Here is a 17,929-nt window from a genome sequence, read left to right on the forward strand (position 1 = left end):
GCCATCACCTGTTTGTGGGGGATGTCGGGCCAGGAACCCGCGATCATGGTTGACGGCCTTCTCGCGAAGACGTTTGAACATTCAACACCGAGGTCGACTGAACCGGCGCATTCGCGAGCAAGCCCGCTCCCACTGGGGCATCTCGTTGCAGGTCAGAAGGCGTAGGGGATGCTGACCTTGGCCCAGAGCATGTCGCCCTCTGGCCGGTTCTCCACGTCAAATTCCCTGGCCCAGCGAATCTCCGCGCTGGCGTACTTGAGAAAGGTCAGGTGCAGCGCCGGACCTATCGCGAACACCTGGCCGCGTACGCCGTCGTCCACATCCTGCCCGGCGAACTGCACGGTGTGGCCGTACTGTTTGTCGTCGGTGGTCTGCTTGAGGTAGTAGCCGTTGAGGCCGAGCATCAGGTCGTCGGTGATCTTGAAACTGGCCGAATAATCGAAGTGGAAGATCTGCCCGGATTTGTAATCGGTGTCCTTGTTCTTCTCGTTGAAGCTGTAGGTGGTCTTCATCGACACTTCGGTCTTGTCGGTGGGCAGCCAGGTGAAGGAGAACAATGGCTTGTAGGTGTAGAAGTTGTTGCTGGTGTTGGCCAGCCGATCAACGCTGTATTCGCCGGTGGGCACGGTGACTTCGAGGGCGGCGCCGAGGGTCAGGTTTTTGCCCATGTCCCACAGGATGATCGGCGCGACGGTGGTGTCGCCCATGCCTTCGCGGGTATCGCTGAGGCCGTATACCGAGACTTCCTGCTTCAGCCAGGGCTGGGCGATGTAGCCGGCCAGACGTCCGCCGAACATTCGCACCGGGCTCAGGTAATCGAGGCGGGGGATGACCGCAGTGGACTCGATGTCGACATTCGGCACCTTGCCGCCCAACGAACTGATGTTGAGCTTCGTCGACTTGTAATGGTTGTAGTAGAGGTTGAACGCGACCATGTTCTCCGGAAGGCTGTCGACTTCCAGCGGCAGCATGAAGAAACCGTCAGTGCCGGGGCCGATGTTGTCGACGCCGGCTTCGGTGGCCAGGGCCGGAAGGGTCGCGGTGCAACCGAGCAATGTCAGTGCCAGACGCAAGGGGAGTGGGGCGCGGTTCGGGCTCATGGCTGTCCTCGTTATTATTGTGGTGGGACGTGGCGCCGCACGTAGAACGCCCGGCACCATAGAAATAAGCGCTTGGCGTGCGCCGGGGCAGGGTATTGGCGGACAGTTAGGGGGACTTCTGCGGACAGTAGGCAAACCCTGTGCTAACTTCCTTCGACATAACCGGTTACAAAAATAACAATCAAGCGTGATCCGGAATGTCAGCCCCCATGAACGTAAAAGTCCAAGACCCGACCTTCGAAATGGCGCTGGTGTCGCCGTTCCTCCTGCAAACCCTCGCCGAAGTCGTGCAGAACAAGGGCATCGACCCGGAAAGCCTGTGCCGTGGCCTGGGCTTCACGCTTGAAGATCTGCAGGATCCGGCGCAACGGATTTCCTATCGCCAGGCCGTGGCGATGATTCAGCGCGCGCTCAAAGTGCTGCCCAATCAGGGCCTCGGTCTGTGGGTGGGCGCGCAGAACGTGCTGGGTACGCTGGGGCTGCTCGGGCATGTGTTGTCGCTGTGCAAGACCTTGCGCGATGCCTTTGCCTTGGGGATTCGTCATCAGCACACCTCTGGCGGGATCGTGGTGTCGAGTGTTGATGTGGTGGGCGCTCAGGTGCACCTCGATGCCGAGTGCCGCTTGCCGTTCGCTGAAGTTCAGGTGTTCGCCGTCGAGGAGTTTTTCGCCAGCCTGCTGGTGTATGGCCGGGCACTGGCCGGCAGCGAATTCAAGCCGATCGCCGTGGAGTTCGTGCACGCCGCGCCGGACTATCTGAGCGAATACCACCGCTTGCTCGGGCCAGACGTACGCTTCGGCTGCCTGCACAACCGCATGCTGATCGATGCGCAGTGGCTGGACGTGAACCTGCCCAATCATCACTCCCTGGCGCTGCGTCAGGCTGTGGCCTTGCTGGAGCTGGAAGCGGCGCAGGTGCACCAGAAACTCGATCTGATTCAGGCGGTGGAACGGGCGATTGCCCGGGACCTGAGCCGGGGCAGCCATATCGAGAAGATCGCCGGCGACCTGAACATGAGCAGCCGCACCTTGCGTCGCCGCCTGACCGAGCACGCACTGACCTTCGAGGCTTTACTGGAACAGGTGCGTCAGGCACGGACGATGAGTCTGCTGGCCAATCCGGACATGCCGATCGAGCGCATCACCGAGGAGGTCGGCTACAGCGACGTGCGCAGTTTTCGTCGGGCGTTCAAACGCTGGACGGGAATGAGCCCGAGTGCGTGGCGCACCGAGAGCGCTGCCGCTATTTAGAGGATCAAAGGATCGCAGCCTGCTTCAACCCCACAAATCCTCCGGCTACAGGTAAACTCCCGCGCACTTTCCCAAGGAGTTCACATGAGTTACTACCAGCCGGGCATCCTCGCCACCCCAGTTCCTGCGCAAGCACGTCACCTGTTTTTCGCCCTTGAATCGGTAGAAGCACTGCCGCAGGCGATCGACAATCTGCTGAACCTGGTGGACGGCAAGTCGGCGGTGGTCGGTTTCGGTGAGTCCCTGACCAAGGCCCTCAACGTGCAGGTTGAAGGCCTGCGCAGCTTTCCGGCCATGACCGGTGTCGGCGTGGAAAACCCGTCGACCCAGCACGCGCTGTGGGTCTGGCTGCACGGTGTCGACCGGGGTGATCTGCTCAATCGCTGCAACGCCTTCGAAGTTGCGCTGGCCCCGGCCTTGCGTCTGGTGCAGGCTCAGGAAGCCTTCCGCCACAAGGATGGCCACGACCTGACCGGCTACGAAGACGGCACCGAGAACCCGCACGACGAAGCCGCTATCGCTGCAGCGCTGCAAAACGAGGGCGGTGAAGGTCTGGTCGGCGGCAGTTTCGCCGCGATTCAGCAGTGGCAGCACGATCTGAAGGGTTTCCATAACCTGTCCGCCGGTGACAAGGACAACATCATGGGCCGTCGTCTGAGCGACAACGAAGAGATCGACGACGCGCCAGTCTCCGCCCACGTCAAACGAACCGCGCAGGAAAGCTTCGCCCCTGAAGCGTTCGTCGTGCGCCGTTCGATGCCGTGGATCGAAGGTGATCGCGCCGGCCTGATGTTCCTCGCTTTCGGCTTCTCGCTGGATGCTTTCGAAGCGCAACTGCGCCGAATGAGCGGTCTGGAAGACGGTATCACCGATGGCCTGTATCGCATCAGCCGGCCGATCACCGGCGGCTACTACTGGTGCCCGCCGCTCAAGGATGGCCACCTCGACCTGCGCGCCCTGCGTATCGGCTGAGGTTTATCAAACAAGCGGAGGGGATGACCATGGACGTGGTGCGTTGGGGCATGATCGGTTGCGGCAGCGTCGCCGAGCGCAAGAGCGGGCCGGCTTTTTACAAGGCGCCCGGCTCGGCGCTGGTGGCGGTGATGGGGCGGCGCCTGGAGGCAGCGAGTGATTACGCCGCGCGCCATGGCATCGCCCGGGTCTGCACCGACGTCGATGCGCTGATCAATGACCCCGAGGTGGACGCGGTGTACATCGCCACGCCACCGGACAGTCACCACGCCTACAGCCTGAAAGTCGCTGCCGCCGGCAAGCATTGCTGCGTCGAGAAACCGATGGCGCTGAACGCCGGGCAAAGCCGCGAAATGCAGCAGGCGTTTGCCGATGCCGGCCTGCATTTGTTTGTGTCCTACTATCGACGTTCGTTGCCACGCTTTGCACAGGTTCGGCAATGGCTGGCGCAGGGCCGCATCGGTGAGGTGCGGCACCTGAGCTGGACACTGACCAAGGCCCCCTCGGCGGCGGATCTGGACGGCAGCACCAACTGGCGAACCGACCCGAGCGTGGCCGGTGGCGGTTACTTCGCCGACTTGGCGAGCCACGGTTTTGACCTGTTCCAGTACCTGCTTGGCGACATCGTCGAAGTCGCCGGCTTCACTGCCCGGCAAGCGGGTCTGTATGCCGCCGAAGACGCAGTCAGCGCCTGTTGGCGGTTCGCCTCTGGAGCGCTGGGCATGGGCTGCTGGAACTTTGTTGCGGATCGGCGCGAGGATCGGGTCGAGATTATCGGCAGCCACGGGCGGATCGGCTTCTCGGTGTTTGACGAGCATCCGGTGCAGCTGTTCGCCGATGAAAAGATCAGCCTGGAAATCCCGCATCACGAGCATATTCAGTGGCATCACGTGTTGGGGATGAATGCACACATTCGGGGTGATTCAAAGCATCCAGCCGTCGCCGAACAAGCCCTCAAGACCGACTGGGTCATGGACCAGATCCTCAAACGCCACTGATCCCCCTGATCACAACACCCTTTCCCTGTGGAAGGGCACCTGTATTCCAGGCAGCTCCTGCACTTTGCTCCAAGGCAACAAGCCACACACTCGACCCCTGACACACCACAAGCCCCCTGTGGGAGTGGGCTTGCTCACGAAAGCGGTGTGCCATTCACCGATGATGTCGCTGACCCACCGCCTTCGGGAGCAAGCCCCCTCCCACAGGAATCTGTATTCCAGACAGCTCCTGCACTTTGCTCCGAGGCAACAAGCCACACACTCGACCCCTGACACACCACAAAACCCTGTGGGAGTGGGCTTGCTCACGAAAGCGGAGTGTCATTCACCGATGATGTCGGCTGACCCACCGCCTTCGGGAGCAAGCCCCCTCTCACAGGGGAACTGTATTCCAGGCAGCTCCTGCACTTTGCTCCAAGGCACCAAGCCACACACTCGACCTCTGACACACCACAAAACCCCTGTGGATTTGGTGGTGTGTCCTGCATCTAAGGTTATGCCCAAACAATATTTCTCAAGCTTGTCATAACGTCTCTAAGATCACGTCATAACTCGTTATGACAAGTGATCCCTGATGACCGATAACGTACTTTCCCTGAGCAGTGTTCCGCTGCACACCCAGTTGCGCGATGTCCTGCGCGCACGCATTCTCGATGGTGAATACCCGCAAGACAGCCAGATGCCCTCCGAAAGCGAGCTCGGCGCGCTGTTCAAAGTCAGCCGCATCACCGTGCGCCAGGCGTTGGGTGATCTGCAGAAAGAAGGCTTGATCTTCAAGATCCACGGCAAGGGCACCTTCGTCGCCAAGCCGAAAACCTTCCAGAACGTCAGCAGCCTGCAAGGCCTCGCCGAGTCCATGACCGGGCGTGGCTACGAGGTGATCAACCGCCTGCGCAGCTTCAAATTCATCCCCGCCGACAAACGTGTGGCCGAGCGTCTGCAAGTCGCCGAAGGCGAGACCGTGGCGCAGATCAAACGCGTCCGGCTGATCAACCGTGAGCCGATTTCGCTGGAAATCACCTACCTGCCCAAAGCCATCGGTGAGCGACTGGAGAAGGCTGATCTGGTCACGCGCGACATCTTCCTGATCCTCGAAAACGACTGCGGCATCGCCCTCGGCCACGCCGATCTGGCCATCGACGCGGTACTCGCCGACAGCGACCTGACCCAGGCGCTGAACGTCGAGGCCGGTTCGCCGATCATGCGCATCGAACGTCTGACCCACGACGCCAACGGCCAGCCGCTGGACTTCGAACACCTGTACTACCGTGGCGATGCGTTCCAGTACCGCCTGCGGATCGACCGGCAAAAAGGGGCCTGACCATGACGCACAACACCCTGGAACAGGAATACGACATCGTCGTGATCGGCGGCGGCACCGCTGGCCCGATGGCCGCGATCAAGGCCAAGGAAAAAAACAAGGAGCTGCGCGTGCTGCTGGTGGACAAGGCCAACGTCAAACGCAGCGGCGCGATCAGCATGGGCATGGACGGCCTGAACAACGCGATCATCCCCGGCCACTCGACGCCTGAGCAGTACACCAAGGAAATCACCATCGCCAACGACGGCATCGTCAATCAGGCGGCGGTCTACGCCTACGCGACGCACAGCTTTGAAACCATCGAGCAACTGGATCGCTGGGGCGTGAAGTTCGAGAAGGACGAGACCGGCGATTATGCGGTGAAAAAAGTCCACCACATGGGCGCCTATGTGCTGCCGATGCCGGAAGGGCATGACATCAAGAAAGTCCTTTACCGCCAGTTGAAACGCGCGCGGGTGAGCATCACCAATCGCCTGGTCTGCACCCGTTTGCTGACCGACGAGGAGGGCACCGTCAACGGCGTGATGGGTTTCGATTGCCGCACCGCCGACTTCCATGTGATCAAGGCCAAGGCGGTGATCCTCGCGTGCGGCGCGGCCGGTCGTCTGGGGTTGCCGTCCTCGGGCTACCTGATGGGCACCTACGAAAATCCGACCAATGCCGGCGACGGCTACGCGATGGCGTATCACGCCGGGGCCGAGCTGGCGAACCTCGAATGCTTCCAGATCAACCCGTTGATCAAGGACTACAACGGCCCGGCCTGCGCCTACGTCACCGGCCCCTTGGGTGGCTACACCGCCAACAACAAGGGCGAACGCTTCATCGAGTGCGACTACTGGAGCGGGCAGATGATGTGGGAGTTCCATCAGGAACTGGAAAGCGGCAACGGCCCGGTGTTCCTCAAACTCGATCACCTGGCCGAGGAAACCATCCAGAACATCGAGGAAATCCTGCACAGCAACGAACGCCCGAGTCGTGGCCAGTTCCACGCCAATCGTGGCACCGATTACCGCACGCAGATGGTCGAGATGCACATCTCGGAGATCGGTTTTTGCAGCGGTCACTCGGCGTCCGGGGTGTGGGTCAACGAACGAGCCGAGACGTCGGTGAAAGGCTTGTACTCGGCGGGCGACATGGCTGCGGTGCCGCACAACTACATGCTCGGCGCATTCACCTACGGCTGGTTTGCCGGGCACAACGCGGCAGACTTCGTCGCCGGGCGCGAATTTTCTGCGCTGGACACGGGGCAGATCGAAAAGGAAAAAGCCCGAGTCTACGCACCGCTCGATCGCGAGCACGGCCTGCCACCGGCGCAGGTCGAGTACAAGCTGCGGCGTTTCGTCAACGACTACCTGCAACCGCCGAAAGTGACCAGGAAGATGCAGATCGGCTTGCAGCGCTTCAGCGACATCGAACGCGACCTCGATCAGATGAAAGCCAGCAACGCCCACGAACTGATGCGCGCGATGGAAACCAGCGTGATCCGCGACTGCGCCGAAATGGCCGCGCGCGCTTCGCTGTTCCGCGCCGAGAGCCGTTGGGGCCTGTACCACTATCGGGTTGATCACCCTCAGCGCAACGACAGTGAATGGTTCTGCCACTGTCACTTGAAGAAGGGTGAAGACGGCCGGATGACCAGTTTCAAGAAGCCCGTCGAGCCGTACATCATTCCGCTTGATGCCGAAGAAATGCAGGCCTACGACCGCTTGCGGGTGGGCGCTTTCGCCGCTTGATACATCAATTCTCAGAGAGCCCGAACCATGGCCTATCAAGCCCAGGAAATCTTCTTCCGCTCCAACGCCCCGGTCACCGTGGATGAGGACAAATGCATTGCCGAAAAGGGCTGCACCGTGTGCGTCGACGTCTGCCCGATGGACTTGTTGGCGATCAACCCGGCCACGCAAAAGGCCTACATGGCCTTCGACGAATGCTGGTACTGCATGCCTTGCGAAAAAGACTGCCCGACCGGTGCCGTCAAAGTCGACATCCCTTATTTATTGCGTTGACCAGTAGTCCGCTTTCGCGAGCAGGCTCGCTTCCACAGTGGATGGAAGCCAACCGCAAATAGTGAGTACACCGAAAGTCCTGTGGGAGCGAGCCTGCTCGCGAAGAGGCCCACGGACAGCCCAAAAGCCATCCGGAAACACCGGACGCCGAATTCACCCGACACCCCCTCGTTTCCCACCGCGCCCTGATCGCGGCGGAGACGAACATCCAATCAATGATTCGAGGGGAAACACACCATGTTGCGTGCAGCAATCGCCGGTCTGGTACTGGCTTCATTGTCCTTGTCGGCCTCGGCCGAAACCATTCGCATCGCCATCGGCACCCAGGACACCACCATCAACTGCGCCGCTGGCGGTCTGTTGATTCGTGAACTCGGTCTGCTCGACAAATACCTGCCGCACGACGGCGCCTACAAAGATGCGAAGTACGACGTGCAGTGGAAAAACTTCACCAGTGGTGCACCGCTGACCAACGAGATGGTCGCCGGCAAACTCGACTTCGGTGCCATGGCCGATTTCCCCGGGGCGTTCAATGGTGTGGCGTTCGAGACCGCCGGCAAGCGCAGCCTGTTTATCAGCGTGCTGTCGGGCAGCATCAAGGGTAGCGGCAACGGCATCGTTGTGCCGAGCGCGTCCGGTGTGCAGGCGCTGAGCGAACTCAAAGGCAAGACCATCTCGGTGCCATTCGCCTCGACAGCCCACGGCATGTTGCTGCGCGCCGTGGCCGAGCAGGGCTGGGACCCGCTCAAAGATGTGAACATCATTGCCCAGCCACCGGAAGTCGCCGGCTCGGCGTTGCAGGCCGGCAAGATCGACGCCCACGCCGATTTCGTGCCGTTTGCCGAACTGTTCCCCAGCCGTGGTTTCGCCCGCAAGATCTACGACGGCGCCCAGGCCAACGCGCCGACGTTCCACGGTGCACTGGTGGATCAGGCCTACGCGAAACAGTACCCGGAGATCGTCGTCGCCTACCTGCGGGCGAGTATCGAGGCCAATCAGTTGCTGGCCGCCGAGCCTGAGAAGTACAGCGAGTTGATCGCCAAAGTCACCGGCGTCGATGCCGAGGTCAACTACCTGTTCCACGGCCCGCTGGGCGTGCAGACCCGCGACCTGAGCTGGAAGCCGGAATACCGTCAGGCAGTGGGCACCGCCATCGACACCCTGAAGTTGCTGAAAAAAGCCGATCGCGGCCTAGACCTGAACACCTTCATCGACGATCAGTACATCCGCGCGGCTTTCAAGGCGTCGAATCTGGATTACACCGCGCAACTCGCCAACTACGCGCAGACCCCACTGAAGGCTACGGATGCCGCGACGGGCAAAGCCATCACTGATGTCAGCCACGTCGCCGAAATCTGGGTGCGCGGCGAAGACAAGGTGCGCCAGTACGCCTGCGCCGAATCGGCCTTCACCGCGCTCGCCGCTTTGAAACAGGAAGGCAAAAACATCCGCGCCGTGTATGCGCAGGCGAGTGACAGCGGGATCAAGCTGCTCGCCGATCAGGCGTGGTTTGCCAGCGATGCCAAGGGCCGCCTGAGTGCGTTCCTGCTCAAAGGCCAGGCGCAGCAGTTTGCGGCGGCGCAGGGCGGCAAGGTCTTCGACTTTACCGATGCCACCACCCAGGCTGTGGCCACGCGTTAACCCACAGAACACCTCGGTCAACTGTGGGAGGGAGCAAGCCCCCTCCCACAGGGGATCTGGGTTGAGAGGAAAATTCATGTTCCGATCCATCCCACGCTGGGTTCCGAGAGCGGCGTCACTGCTGCTCTGCCTGCTGTTCTGGCAACTCGCCGCCAGCCACCACTGGAACCTTGGCCTCGTCACCTTCGCCAACGTGCCAACCCCGTTGGCCGTGGTCGAAGCCGCCCTCGGCCTCGGCGACTCCGGCAAGCTCATCCAGCACCTGACCGCCAGCCTCGGCCGCGTCTTCGCCGGCTACCTCGCCGCGCTGGTGATCGGCATCGCTTTGGGCCTGGCCATCGGCCGCTCGAAATGGGCCGAAGATCTGTTGCTGCCACCGCTGGAAGTGCTGCGGCCGATTCCGGCGGTGGCGTGGATTCCGCTGGCAATCCTGATGTTTCCGTCGTCGGAGCTGTCGATGGTGTTCATCACCTTCACCGGCGCGCTGTTCCCGATCCTGCTCAACACCGTGCACGGTGTGGAGAGCGTCGATCCACGCTTGATTGCCTCGGCGAAAAGCCTCGGGGCAGGGCGTCGGGCGATCTTGCTCGAAGTGATTTTGCCGGGGGCTGCGCCGAGCATCATCACCGGCCTCGCCATCGGCATGGGCACCTCGTGGTTCTGTCTGGTCACCGCCGAGATGATCTCCGGCCAGTTTGGCATCGGCTACTACACGTGGGAGTCCTACACCATTCAGAACTACGCCGACATCGTCGTCGGCATGTTGCTGATCGGCGTGTTGGGCATGGGCAGCAGTCTGTTGATCAAGCGTCTGGGCGGGCTGTTCACGCCTTGGCACCGACCACGAGGAAAAGCCTGATGAGCGCGATGCAAAACCCGGAAGGGCGGATCGATATTCGCCAGTTATCGATCATTCTCGGTGAAGGCCGGCAAGCGTTCGAAGCGGTACAAGGTCTGGATTGCCAGATCGAACCGGGCCAGTTCGTGTGCATTCTCGGCCCGTCCGGTTGCGGTAAATCGACCCTGCTCGGCGCACTCGCCGGACACTTGAGTGCGCACACCGGCAGCCTGAAAGTCGATGGCGGCGAGGTGTCCGGGCCGTCGCCGCAACGCGGCATGGTGTTCCAGCATCACACGCTGTTCCCGTGGCGCACGGTGCGCGACAACGTCGCCTTCGGCCTGAAGATGCGCGGCATCGGCAAAACCGCGCGTCATCGTGCCGCTGACGACCTGCTTAAACTGGTCGGCCTCGACGGCTTTGCCGAACGCTGGCCAGATCAGCTTTCCGGCGGCATGCAGCAGCGGGTGGAAATCGCCCGGGTGCTGGTCAACCGCCCGCGCCTTCTGCTGATGGACGAGCCGTTCGGCGCGCTGGATGCCTTGACCCGCCTGAACATGCAGGAACTGCTGCTGGACATCTGGACACGGATTCGCACCACGGTGGTGTTCGTCACCCACGACATCGACGAGGCGCTGTTCCTCGCCGACCGCTTGCTGGTGATGAGCGCGCGCCCGGGACGAATCATCGAAGACCTGCGCCTGGACTTCCCGCGTCCGCGCACCACTGAGCTAGTGACCAGCGCCGAGTTTTCTCGCCTCAAGCGCCATTGCCTCGACCTGCTGCGCCACGACAACGACCGACCGCTGCCGCGCCTCAATCCGCTCGGCCTGCCTCCCGAAACCCCCTTGCCGCGATTTGCCCTATGACCTCTATTTTTGCTGTGACCGATAACGATGAAATCCTCGCCCTGCAACCGCGCCTGACCGCCGACGATGCCGGCGTGCGGCGTATTGCGCTGATTGATCTGGCGGATCTGGAAGAGCCCGATGGCCTGCTCTGGCTGGTTGATCGCCTGGGCCGGGATCCCGCCGAAGACGTCCGCGCTGAAGCTGCGCGGTTGCTGGAGGCCTGGGAAGACGAATCCGTGGTTCAAGCCCTGTGTGTAGCGCTGACCGATCCATCGCCGGCCGTGCAATCGGCTGCTGCGCAAAGCCTGAGCCTGCTCAAGAGCGAAGGCGCGGGCCGGGTGATTCTGCCGTGGACCGGGCACGCTGAAGTCGCGGTGCGGATCGCCGCATTCCGCGCCTTGCGCGAGTTGCGTTTCGCCGCCGCCGCGCCTGCTGCTGTCGCGGCACTCGATGATGCCGACGCCAACGTACGTCGCGAAGCCGTCGGCGTGCTGGGTTGGCTCAAACAGTTCGACGCGTTGCCGGCATTGGCGCGGTTGGCCAGTGATGATCCGGACACCGAAGTGCGCCGCGCTGCCACCGGTGCTTTGGGCCTGGCCTCCAGCGCCGAAGTTTTGCCGGCGCTGCGCCAGGCCTTGCAGGATCTCGCCTGGCAGGTGCGCGAAGAAGCCGCGACTACTTTGGGTAAAGTCGGCCACAGCGACGCCGGCCCGGCGTTGATCGAAGCGTTGGGCGATGACTACTGGCAAGTACGCCTGCGTGCCACCCGCAGCCTGGGTCGCTTGCGCTTTGCACCGGCACTGGACGCCCTGATCGAGACCCTCGGCCACCGCATCAGCAACCTGCGCAAGGAAGCCGCGCTGGCCCTCGGTGAACTGAATGATCGCGGCGCGGTAGCGGCGTTGCAGGCGGCGCAGGACGACGGCGATCCGGAAGTGCGCAAAGCGGTGCGGATTGCCTTGAGTCAGCTGCAATGAGTCCGCTGTCGGTGGGTAACTCGCAGAGCGCGCAGACGCTGCGCCTGAGCTGGCCGGACGGGCGTGAATCGGTGCTCAACCACGCCGACCTGCGCCGCCAGTGCCCGTGCTCGCAGTGCCGTGCGTTCCGCCTGAAAAGGCTGACTCCGCGGGTCGATGACCGGGTGCGCCTGATCGAGATCAACCCGCAGGGCTACGGCGTGCAACTGGTGTTCAGCGACGGTCACCAGCGCGGGATCTATCCGTGGGCTTATCTGGCACAACTCAACCCTTGACCCAAGAAATATCCAAATGTGGGAGCGGGCTTGCTCGCGAATGCGGTGGGTCAGTCAAAATCGATGGCGACTGATGCGCCGCATTCGCGAGCAAGCCCGCTCCCACAGAGGATCTGTGCACTCTCAGGGTTATTGCGCAGCAGTCATCGACGGTTTGCAGCCCTGGAAAATATCCAGCCCCGGCTGATAGAGCGCCGTCTTCACCTCAAACAACCCCAGCACCGAATGGAACAGGTTGTCATGGCTCAGGTCTGCCTGGCCGGTCTTGCCTTGCAGACAACCGCGATCAATCCCTTCATGGGCCAGCGTGGTGTCACCAAACCACATCACCATCGGCACATGGGTCTGCGCTTCGGGCGCCAGTGCATACGGCGCCGCGTGCAGGTACAGCCCATTCTCGCCCAGTGATTCGCCGTGGTCGGAGACATACACCATCGACGTATCCAGCGTGTCCTGATTGCGCTTGAGCAACTCGATCACCCTGGCGAGGAAGTGGTCGGTATAAAGGATCGTGTTGTCGTACACGTTGACCAGTTCATCGCGGCTGCAACTGCCCAACTGGTTGGTGTGGCAGATAGGTTTGAAGCGTTCCATCTCCTTGGGATAACGCTCGTAGTATTCCGGGCCGTGGCTGCCGTCGGCGTGCAGAACGATGATCGCGTGGCCCTTGAGGCTGTCGATGTAGTTCTGCAGATCGGCCAGCAGCGCCTCGTCCAGGCAGTTGTTGCCGTCGCAGAACGGCCCCGGCTGGTTCTTCGCGATGTCGCGGTGCGGCACGCGCAGGCAGGTGCCCTTGCAGTCACTGTTGTTGTCCAGCCACAGCACCTGCACGCCGGCGCGTTGCAGGATGTCGAGCAGGCCTTCGTAGGTTTTGCCTTTCTTGTCGCTGTAGTCCTCACGCGGGAACATCGAGAACATGCACGGCACCGACACCGCCGTGGACGTGCCGCAGGAGTGCACCTGGGTGAAGTTGAGGATGTCCAGCTTGCTCAGCTCGGGGTTGGTCTCGCGCGCATAACCGTTCAGCGAGAAGTGATCGGCGCGGGCGGTTTCGCCGACCACGAAGACCATCAGCGACTTCTTCTCGCGGCCTGCGGCTTTGGCGCTCATCACCGCGTCTTCACCGATGGCCTGCACCACAAAGTGCTTTTTGATGCCCAGGCGCTGTTTGGTGTACTTGCTGATGGCGTAGATGTAGTTGGTCGGATTGATGAAGTGGGTGAGCTTGTCTTCTTCACGGAAGATCGGCGCGTAGGTCGAGTAGAACGCGCCCACCGAGGCACCGATCACCAGCACGCAGGCGGCGATCACCAGCACCTTGTTGAGCAGGCCGCGAAAGAACGGTCGATAACTCACCGGCCAACGCCAGATCAGCGCCGCCGGCAGCACGCCGAGCAGCAGCACGTAGGCCAGCAGCTTGCCGTTGAACAGCGCAGCGGCTTCGTCGGGGTTGGTTTCGAACACGTTCTGGATCATCACCGTGTCGATGGTGATCCCGTATTCGTTCATGAAATACGCGGCGCAGGCCGAGAGCAGGGCGACCACGGTGAGCGCCGGTTTCAGCGTCCAGCGAAACGACACCAGGGTCAGCAACAGGCTGATGGCGGCCCACAGGAACAGTCCGAACGAAGCGAAAAACGCCAGTCTGTGCGCGCCTTGCAGGGTGATCAGCGTCCCCAGCGCCTTCCAGGTTGCCAGGTTGTACAGCGCCACCAGTGCCAGGGAAAACAGCAGCACCAGACGGGTTGAAGTGATGGACGGTAAACGCAGTCCTTTGCCCAAAGCCATTACCAACATTCCTCTACACGAATAGAAAACACATACGGTTACGCGCGTAACTGTAGAAGAACAATGGTAAAAATCTTGTAAACATCCTGTAACAAAGGCCCGACACAGATCTAAACCTGTGGGAGCGGGCTTGCTCGCGATGGCGGTGTGTCAGCCGACCTCATTGTTCAATGACACTCCGCCATCGCGAGCAGGCTCACTCCTACAAGGGTGGGTCAGAAGGATTTACTCACGCTCGCCACCACCGTCGCCGTGCACACATCCTTGAAGCCCCAATTGCTCAGGCACTGGCTCTGCGACAGGTCGGTGTCGATGTAGCTCAGGCCCAACACCACCCCGGCCAGGTTGTGGGTCAGTTTGACCTCCCATTCGCGGTAGCTGTCCTCGCCATGCCCGGACGCCGAGTACAGGTGCGGGTCCTTGAAGTCCATGTTGCCGTAACGCAGCTTCAGCCCCGAATCGTACGGCAGCTCGGTTTCATAACCGATATAGCTGTAGAGCGAGCTCTGTTTGCTGTCGATTCCCGGCGCATCGCTGGAGTAATACGCCGCCAGCTTCACCCCGTAGACGCCGAGAATTCCGTAGACCTCGCTCTGGTTGAACTGACTTTCTTTGGGATAGGCGTACTTGATGTAGCCCAGATCGAGGCTGACATCCTCGGTCGCCTGCCACAGCCAGCCGGCGTAGTAATCGACTTCCTGACGGGTTTTCAGCCCGTCGCCGAAATCGACGTTGGAACTCCAGGCCCCCACGTACAGGCCGCTGCTGTGGGCCAGGGTCAGGCCGGCCTGCACGGCCGGGTCATTTTGAGTTTGCGAGATGCCACGGGTGCGGTAGTCGCTGGCCAGCGTCAGGTCGATCAGCATGGCGAAGTCGTCGTTCAAGGGAATTGCGTGGCCGCTCAAGGGCAGCAGGCTGAAAAAGCTCAGGGCGAACAGGGGCAAGGCTTTCATGTGAAGTCCCGATGTTGTGATTATTTTTGGGCAGTACGAAAACTGTGGAGGGAATGCAATCTCGGCCACCCTCACAGTCCCTGTGGGAGCGAGCCTGCTCGCGAAAGCGGTGGTTCATTCAGCATTGATGGCGACTGATACGCCGCCTTCGCGAGCAGACTCGCTCCCACAGGGGGGGAACAGAGTTGTTATTGGGTGGCGCTGTAGACCTGACGGCCACCAAACCAGGTTTGCAGGACCTGGGTGTCGTGCAGGGCTTTTTCGTCGACGCTGAACACGTCGCGATCGACCACGATGAAGTCAGCCTGTTTGCCCGGCGTCAGCGAGCCGATCTGCTGGTCCAGGCCAATGGTCCGCGCTGCGTTGACGGTGTAGGCGTAGAACATGGTCTCGCGGTCCAGACGTTCGTCGGCGTTGAGCACGCCCAGCGGGCCGACGCGGGTGATGGCCTGGGCCATGGCGTTGAACGGATTGGGCGACGACACCGGCCAGTCGCTGGCGCCGGCAATCGTCGCACCCTGTTTCAGCAACGAATGCGCCGGGTACTGATAACGGAAGGCGAGGGCGCTGACGTAGGGCTTGATCATGTCGGTGGTGTAGTCGTCGGCGCTGGCCCACAGCAGTTGCATCGACGCGATCACGTTCAGCGGCTTGAAGCGGGCGAACTCTTTCGGGTTGACCATTTGCAGGTGGGTGATCGAGTGGGTCACGCCGCTCTGCCGGTCCTTGCGCGCCTGCTCGATACCGTTCAGCGATTCACGAACCGCACGGTCGCCAATGGCGTGGATGTGCACCAGCCAGCCGCGCTGGTCGATGGCGCTGACCAGTTCGCCGAAATGCTGCGGATCGATCAGCAATTCGCCCTGTTTGTGCGAGTTGCTGTACGGATCGATCATCGCCGCGCTCTGCGCCGGGTACTCGATCACGCCGTCGGCAAAGATCTTGATCCCGGGCAGGCTCAGGTTGGGAATGCCCTGAAACTGTTGGCGCACTTTATCCAGCGTATCGAGGTCGGCGGGCACGCTTTTCGGGTTGGCCACCAACAGCGCCGCGACGTGGACGCTCATGTCACCGCTTTGCGACAGCGCTTTGTAGGCCGGCAGCACGCCGACGGTTTTCTCGGTGGGTTTGAGGGCAAACACGGCCTCGCCCGGTGCGGCGTTGGCGGCCGGATCCATCCATGCGGTGATGCCGAGGCTGTTGTTGAAGCGCACGGCGGATTTGGCCGCGCGCAACATGTCGGCGGGGCTCGGTACCGGCATTTTCAAGGCGACCCGATCCCAACCGGCATCGACCACAAAGCCACTGGGCTCGCCGTTGGCCAGCTTGCCGACGGTGTCTTTTTCCGCGTCAGGCAGGGTTTTCAGCAGCGCGGCATCGATACCGGCGCGTTTGAGCATGACGTTATTGGCCCACGCGGTGTGGTGATCGCTGCCGATGAACACCACGGGCACGTTGGCCCATTCGCCCTGGTTGAAGGTCTTGCCCAGCGCTTCGGCCTGCGCCCAGTAAGCCGAGCTCATGCCGGCAATGCTCAGCACGTCGCCGTGTCTGGCCTTGCCGTCATCACGCCAGTCGCGCAGACGCTTTTGCAGTTCATCAAGGGTGACGACTTCGTCTTCCATGTTGGCCGAGACCATTTCCAGACCGCCGAAAATCGCGTGGGAATGGCTGTCGATCAAGCCGGGCATCAGGGTCTTGCCGCCCAGGTCGATCACCTGCGTGCCGGGTTCGATCAGTGCCTTGATCTGCGCATCCGTGCCGACTTTCAGCACCTTGCCGTTTTCCACGGCCAGCGCCTGGACCTTTGGCTGCGAGCGGTCGGCAGTGAAAATCTTGCCGTTGACCAGCACCAGATCGGTGGCGGCCATGGCTTCCATCGAGGCAAAACTTACAGCGGTAACCAACAGACTCGGGATGAATCTTTTCATTGAAGATTTCCTTGTTATTGCGTCTGATGGCCAGATTAGTGGCTGACACTGGCCGACAGAACGCCTTCCTCACGAAAAACGTTTTTGCCTGAATGGAAAAAGCATGGACAAGTTGGGTGCACTGAAAATGTTCGTGGTCACCGCGCAACTCGGCAGTTTCAGCCGCGCGGCCGAGCAACTGGGCAAGACCCCGTCGGCCCTGACCAAAGCGGTCAATCACCTGGAGTCGGAACTGGGCGCGCGGTTGTTCGAGCGCAGTACGCGGCGGATTCTGCTGACCGAAATCGGCCGGGTGTACCTGGAAACCGCACGGCTGGTGTTGCAGCGGCTGGAGGAGGCCGGCGAGGAAATCGAGCAGTTACAGCACGGTCTGCGCGGCAGCCTGAAAATCACCGCACCGCTGGCTTACGGGCGAGCGTTTCTCGATCAGGTGTGCGACGGCTTTTTGCAGCAATACCCGCAGATCAGCCTGCAAGTGGACCTGTGCGACGCGTTCGTCAATCTGCTGGAAAGCGGCTACGACCTGGCCTTGCGCGAGGGCCACGATGACTTGCCGGGGCTGATCGCGCGGGTGGTCGGCAGCAATCGTCTGGCGTTGTGCGGCAGCCCGGAGTATCTGGCGCGCAAGGGTTTGCCAGTGAATCCGCACACCCTTGAGCAGCATGAATGGCTGCTCTATCAACACCCGTTGCTCAGCCGCGAGTTCTGGTGGGCCGAGCGCGACGGCCAGCGCCTGAGCCTGGCGCAACCGACGGCGCCGCTGTTGCGCAGCGACAATTATGACCTGCTGCTGGCCAGCGCCCTGGCCGGGCGTGGCTTGCTGCACACACCGCTGTGGAGCGCCGCACCGTACATTGCCGACGGGCGTCTGGTGCGGGTCATGGCCGACTACGAGATCGACCCGGACACCTTCGGCCCGCACATTCTCGCGGTGTACCCAAGCCATCGGCGGGCCACGGCCAAGGTGGTGGCATTCATCGATTACATCTCGGGGTTTCTTGCCGAGCGTGGGTTGAACTGACTGGCGG

Annotated in this window: 16 protein-coding genes; 12 read left to right on the forward strand and 4 right to left on the reverse strand. The window is 61.7% G+C overall.

The window, feature by feature from the left end:
* Nucleotides 1-152 precede the first annotated feature (152 nt).
* The gene (locus U862_RS0107690; protein ID WP_025109847.1) at nucleotides 153-1,100 is read right to left on the reverse strand and encodes a transporter; all 948 of its coding nucleotides are present in this window, start codon (nucleotides 1,098-1,100) and stop codon (nucleotides 153-155) included.
* A 209-nt stretch (nucleotides 1,101-1,309) separates the two neighbouring features.
* Here U862_RS0107690 and U862_RS0107695 point away from each other — a divergent pair, with 209 nt between their 5' ends.
* The 11 genes from U862_RS0107695 to U862_RS0107745 all read left to right on the forward strand — a co-directional run bounded on the left by U862_RS0107695 (nucleotide 1,310) and on the right by U862_RS0107745 (nucleotide 12,229).
* Nucleotides 1,310-2,350 carry an AraC family transcriptional regulator gene (locus U862_RS0107695; RefSeq protein ID WP_025109848.1) on the forward strand — a complete coding sequence of 347 codons (1,041 nt, stop codon included), beginning with the start codon at nucleotides 1,310-1,312 and terminating at the stop codon, nucleotides 2,348-2,350.
* Nucleotides 2,351-2,434: 84 nt separating this feature from the next.
* Nucleotides 2,435-3,322 (forward strand): Dyp-type peroxidase, encoded by an 888-nt coding sequence (locus tag U862_RS0107700; protein WP_025109849.1) that lies wholly within the window; start codon nucleotides 2,435-2,437, stop codon nucleotides 3,320-3,322.
* A 29-nt stretch (nucleotides 3,323-3,351) separates the two neighbouring features.
* Complete coding sequence (locus tag U862_RS0107705) at nucleotides 3,352-4,320, forward strand: Gfo/Idh/MocA family protein (RefSeq protein WP_025109850.1); 969 nt, start codon at nucleotides 3,352-3,354, stop codon at nucleotides 4,318-4,320.
* 574 nt (nucleotides 4,321-4,894) lie between these two features.
* A complete protein-coding gene (locus U862_RS0107710; RefSeq protein ID WP_025109851.1) occupies nucleotides 4,895-5,641 on the forward strand; it encodes a GntR family transcriptional regulator in 747 nt (248 codons plus the stop codon).
* Between the two features lie 2 nt (nucleotides 5,642-5,643).
* On the forward strand, nucleotides 5,644-7,374 hold the full coding sequence (locus tag U862_RS0107715) for a fumarate reductase/succinate dehydrogenase flavoprotein subunit (protein WP_025109852.1): 1,731 nt from the start codon (nucleotides 5,644-5,646) through the stop codon (nucleotides 7,372-7,374).
* 27 nt (nucleotides 7,375-7,401) lie between these two features.
* A complete protein-coding gene (locus tag U862_RS0107720; protein WP_003225615.1) occupies nucleotides 7,402-7,647 on the forward strand; it encodes a ferredoxin family protein in 246 nt (81 codons plus the stop codon).
* Between the two features lie 237 nt (nucleotides 7,648-7,884).
* On the forward strand, nucleotides 7,885-9,288 hold the full coding sequence (locus U862_RS0107725; RefSeq protein ID WP_025109853.1) for an ABC transporter substrate-binding protein: 1,404 nt from the start codon (nucleotides 7,885-7,887) through the stop codon (nucleotides 9,286-9,288).
* Nucleotides 9,289-9,364: 76 nt separating this feature from the next.
* Nucleotides 9,365-10,147, forward strand: coding sequence for an ABC transporter permease (locus tag U862_RS0107730; protein WP_025109854.1), 783 nt, complete (start codon nucleotides 9,365-9,367; stop codon nucleotides 10,145-10,147).
* Entirely contained in the window at nucleotides 10,147-10,995 is an 849-nt protein-coding gene (locus tag U862_RS0107735; protein ID WP_025109855.1) for an ABC transporter ATP-binding protein, read from the forward strand. Before U862_RS0107730 ends, U862_RS0107735 begins: the two co-directional genes overlap by 1 nt.
* On the forward strand, nucleotides 10,992-11,954 hold the full coding sequence (locus U862_RS0107740) for a HEAT repeat domain-containing protein (protein WP_025109856.1): 963 nt from the start codon (nucleotides 10,992-10,994) through the stop codon (nucleotides 11,952-11,954). Before U862_RS0107735 ends, U862_RS0107740 begins: the two co-directional genes overlap by 4 nt.
* Entirely contained in the window at nucleotides 11,951-12,229 is a 279-nt protein-coding gene (locus U862_RS0107745; RefSeq protein ID WP_025109857.1) for a DUF971 domain-containing protein, read from the forward strand. The genes U862_RS0107740 and U862_RS0107745 overlap by 4 nt, the downstream gene beginning before the upstream one ends.
* Nucleotides 12,230-12,358: 129 nt before the next feature.
* On the opposite strand, the gene U862_RS0107750 is transcribed toward U862_RS0107745, so the two are convergent.
* The 3 genes from U862_RS0107750 to U862_RS0107760 all read right to left on the reverse strand — a co-directional run bounded on the left by U862_RS0107750 (nucleotide 12,359) and on the right by U862_RS0107760 (nucleotide 16,901).
* Complete coding sequence (locus U862_RS0107750; protein ID WP_025109858.1) at nucleotides 12,359-14,017, reverse strand: phosphoethanolamine transferase; 1,659 nt, start codon at nucleotides 14,015-14,017, stop codon at nucleotides 12,359-12,361.
* A gap of 215 nt (nucleotides 14,018-14,232) precedes the next feature.
* Nucleotides 14,233-14,970, reverse strand: coding sequence for a TorF family putative porin (locus tag U862_RS0107755; RefSeq protein ID WP_025109859.1), 738 nt, complete (start codon nucleotides 14,968-14,970; stop codon nucleotides 14,233-14,235).
* 188 nt (nucleotides 14,971-15,158) lie between these two features.
* Nucleotides 15,159-16,901, reverse strand: a complete 1,743-nt coding sequence (locus U862_RS0107760; protein ID WP_025109860.1) for an amidohydrolase — start codon at nucleotides 16,899-16,901, stop codon at nucleotides 15,159-15,161.
* A gap of 103 nt (nucleotides 16,902-17,004) precedes the next feature.
* On the opposite strand from U862_RS0107760, the gene U862_RS0107765 reads away from it, so the two are divergent.
* Nucleotides 17,005-17,922, forward strand: coding sequence for a LysR family transcriptional regulator (locus U862_RS0107765; RefSeq protein WP_025109861.1), 918 nt, complete (start codon nucleotides 17,005-17,007; stop codon nucleotides 17,920-17,922).
* Nucleotides 17,923-17,929: the final 7 nt, after the last annotated feature.

Origin of the sequence: Pseudomonas sp. H1h (assembly GCF_000633255.1) — a bacterium.
In the GTDB taxonomy this organism is placed as follows: Bacteria; Pseudomonadota; Gammaproteobacteria; order Pseudomonadales; family Pseudomonadaceae; genus Aquipseudomonas.

Bases quoted from the DNA above. Each gene is read 5' to 3' on its own strand.
- U862_RS0107690 (WP_025109847.1), bottom strand. From the start codon at position 1,100: ATGAGCCCGAACCGCGCCCCACTCCCCTTGCGTCTGGCACTGACATTG.
- U862_RS0107695 (WP_025109848.1), top strand. From the start codon at position 1,310: ATGAACGTAAAAGTCCAAGACCCGACCTTCGAAATGGCGCTGGTGTCG.
- U862_RS0107700 (WP_025109849.1), top strand. From the start codon at position 2,435: ATGAGTTACTACCAGCCGGGCATCCTCGCCACCCCAGTTCCTGCGCAA.
- U862_RS0107705 (WP_025109850.1), top strand. From the start codon at position 3,352: ATGGACGTGGTGCGTTGGGGCATGATCGGTTGCGGCAGCGTCGCCGAG.
- U862_RS0107710 (WP_025109851.1), top strand. From the start codon at position 4,895: ATGACCGATAACGTACTTTCCCTGAGCAGTGTTCCGCTGCACACCCAG.
- U862_RS0107715 (WP_025109852.1), top strand. From the start codon at position 5,644: ATGACGCACAACACCCTGGAACAGGAATACGACATCGTCGTGATCGGC.
- U862_RS0107720 (WP_003225615.1), top strand. From the start codon at position 7,402: ATGGCCTATCAAGCCCAGGAAATCTTCTTCCGCTCCAACGCCCCGGTC.
- U862_RS0107725 (WP_025109853.1), top strand. From the start codon at position 7,885: ATGTTGCGTGCAGCAATCGCCGGTCTGGTACTGGCTTCATTGTCCTTG.
- U862_RS0107730 (WP_025109854.1), top strand. From the start codon at position 9,365: ATGTTCCGATCCATCCCACGCTGGGTTCCGAGAGCGGCGTCACTGCTG.
- U862_RS0107735 (WP_025109855.1), top strand. From the start codon at position 10,147: ATGAGCGCGATGCAAAACCCGGAAGGGCGGATCGATATTCGCCAGTTA.
- U862_RS0107740 (WP_025109856.1), top strand. From the start codon at position 10,992: ATGACCTCTATTTTTGCTGTGACCGATAACGATGAAATCCTCGCCCTG.
- U862_RS0107745 (WP_025109857.1), top strand. From the start codon at position 11,951: ATGAGTCCGCTGTCGGTGGGTAACTCGCAGAGCGCGCAGACGCTGCGC.
- U862_RS0107750 (WP_025109858.1), bottom strand. From the start codon at position 14,017: ATGGCTTTGGGCAAAGGACTGCGTTTACCGTCCATCACTTCAACCCGT.
- U862_RS0107755 (WP_025109859.1), bottom strand. From the start codon at position 14,970: ATGAAAGCCTTGCCCCTGTTCGCCCTGAGCTTTTTCAGCCTGCTGCCC.
- U862_RS0107760 (WP_025109860.1), bottom strand. From the start codon at position 16,901: ATGAAAAGATTCATCCCGAGTCTGTTGGTTACCGCTGTAAGTTTTGCC.
- U862_RS0107765 (WP_025109861.1), top strand. From the start codon at position 17,005: ATGGACAAGTTGGGTGCACTGAAAATGTTCGTGGTCACCGCGCAACTC.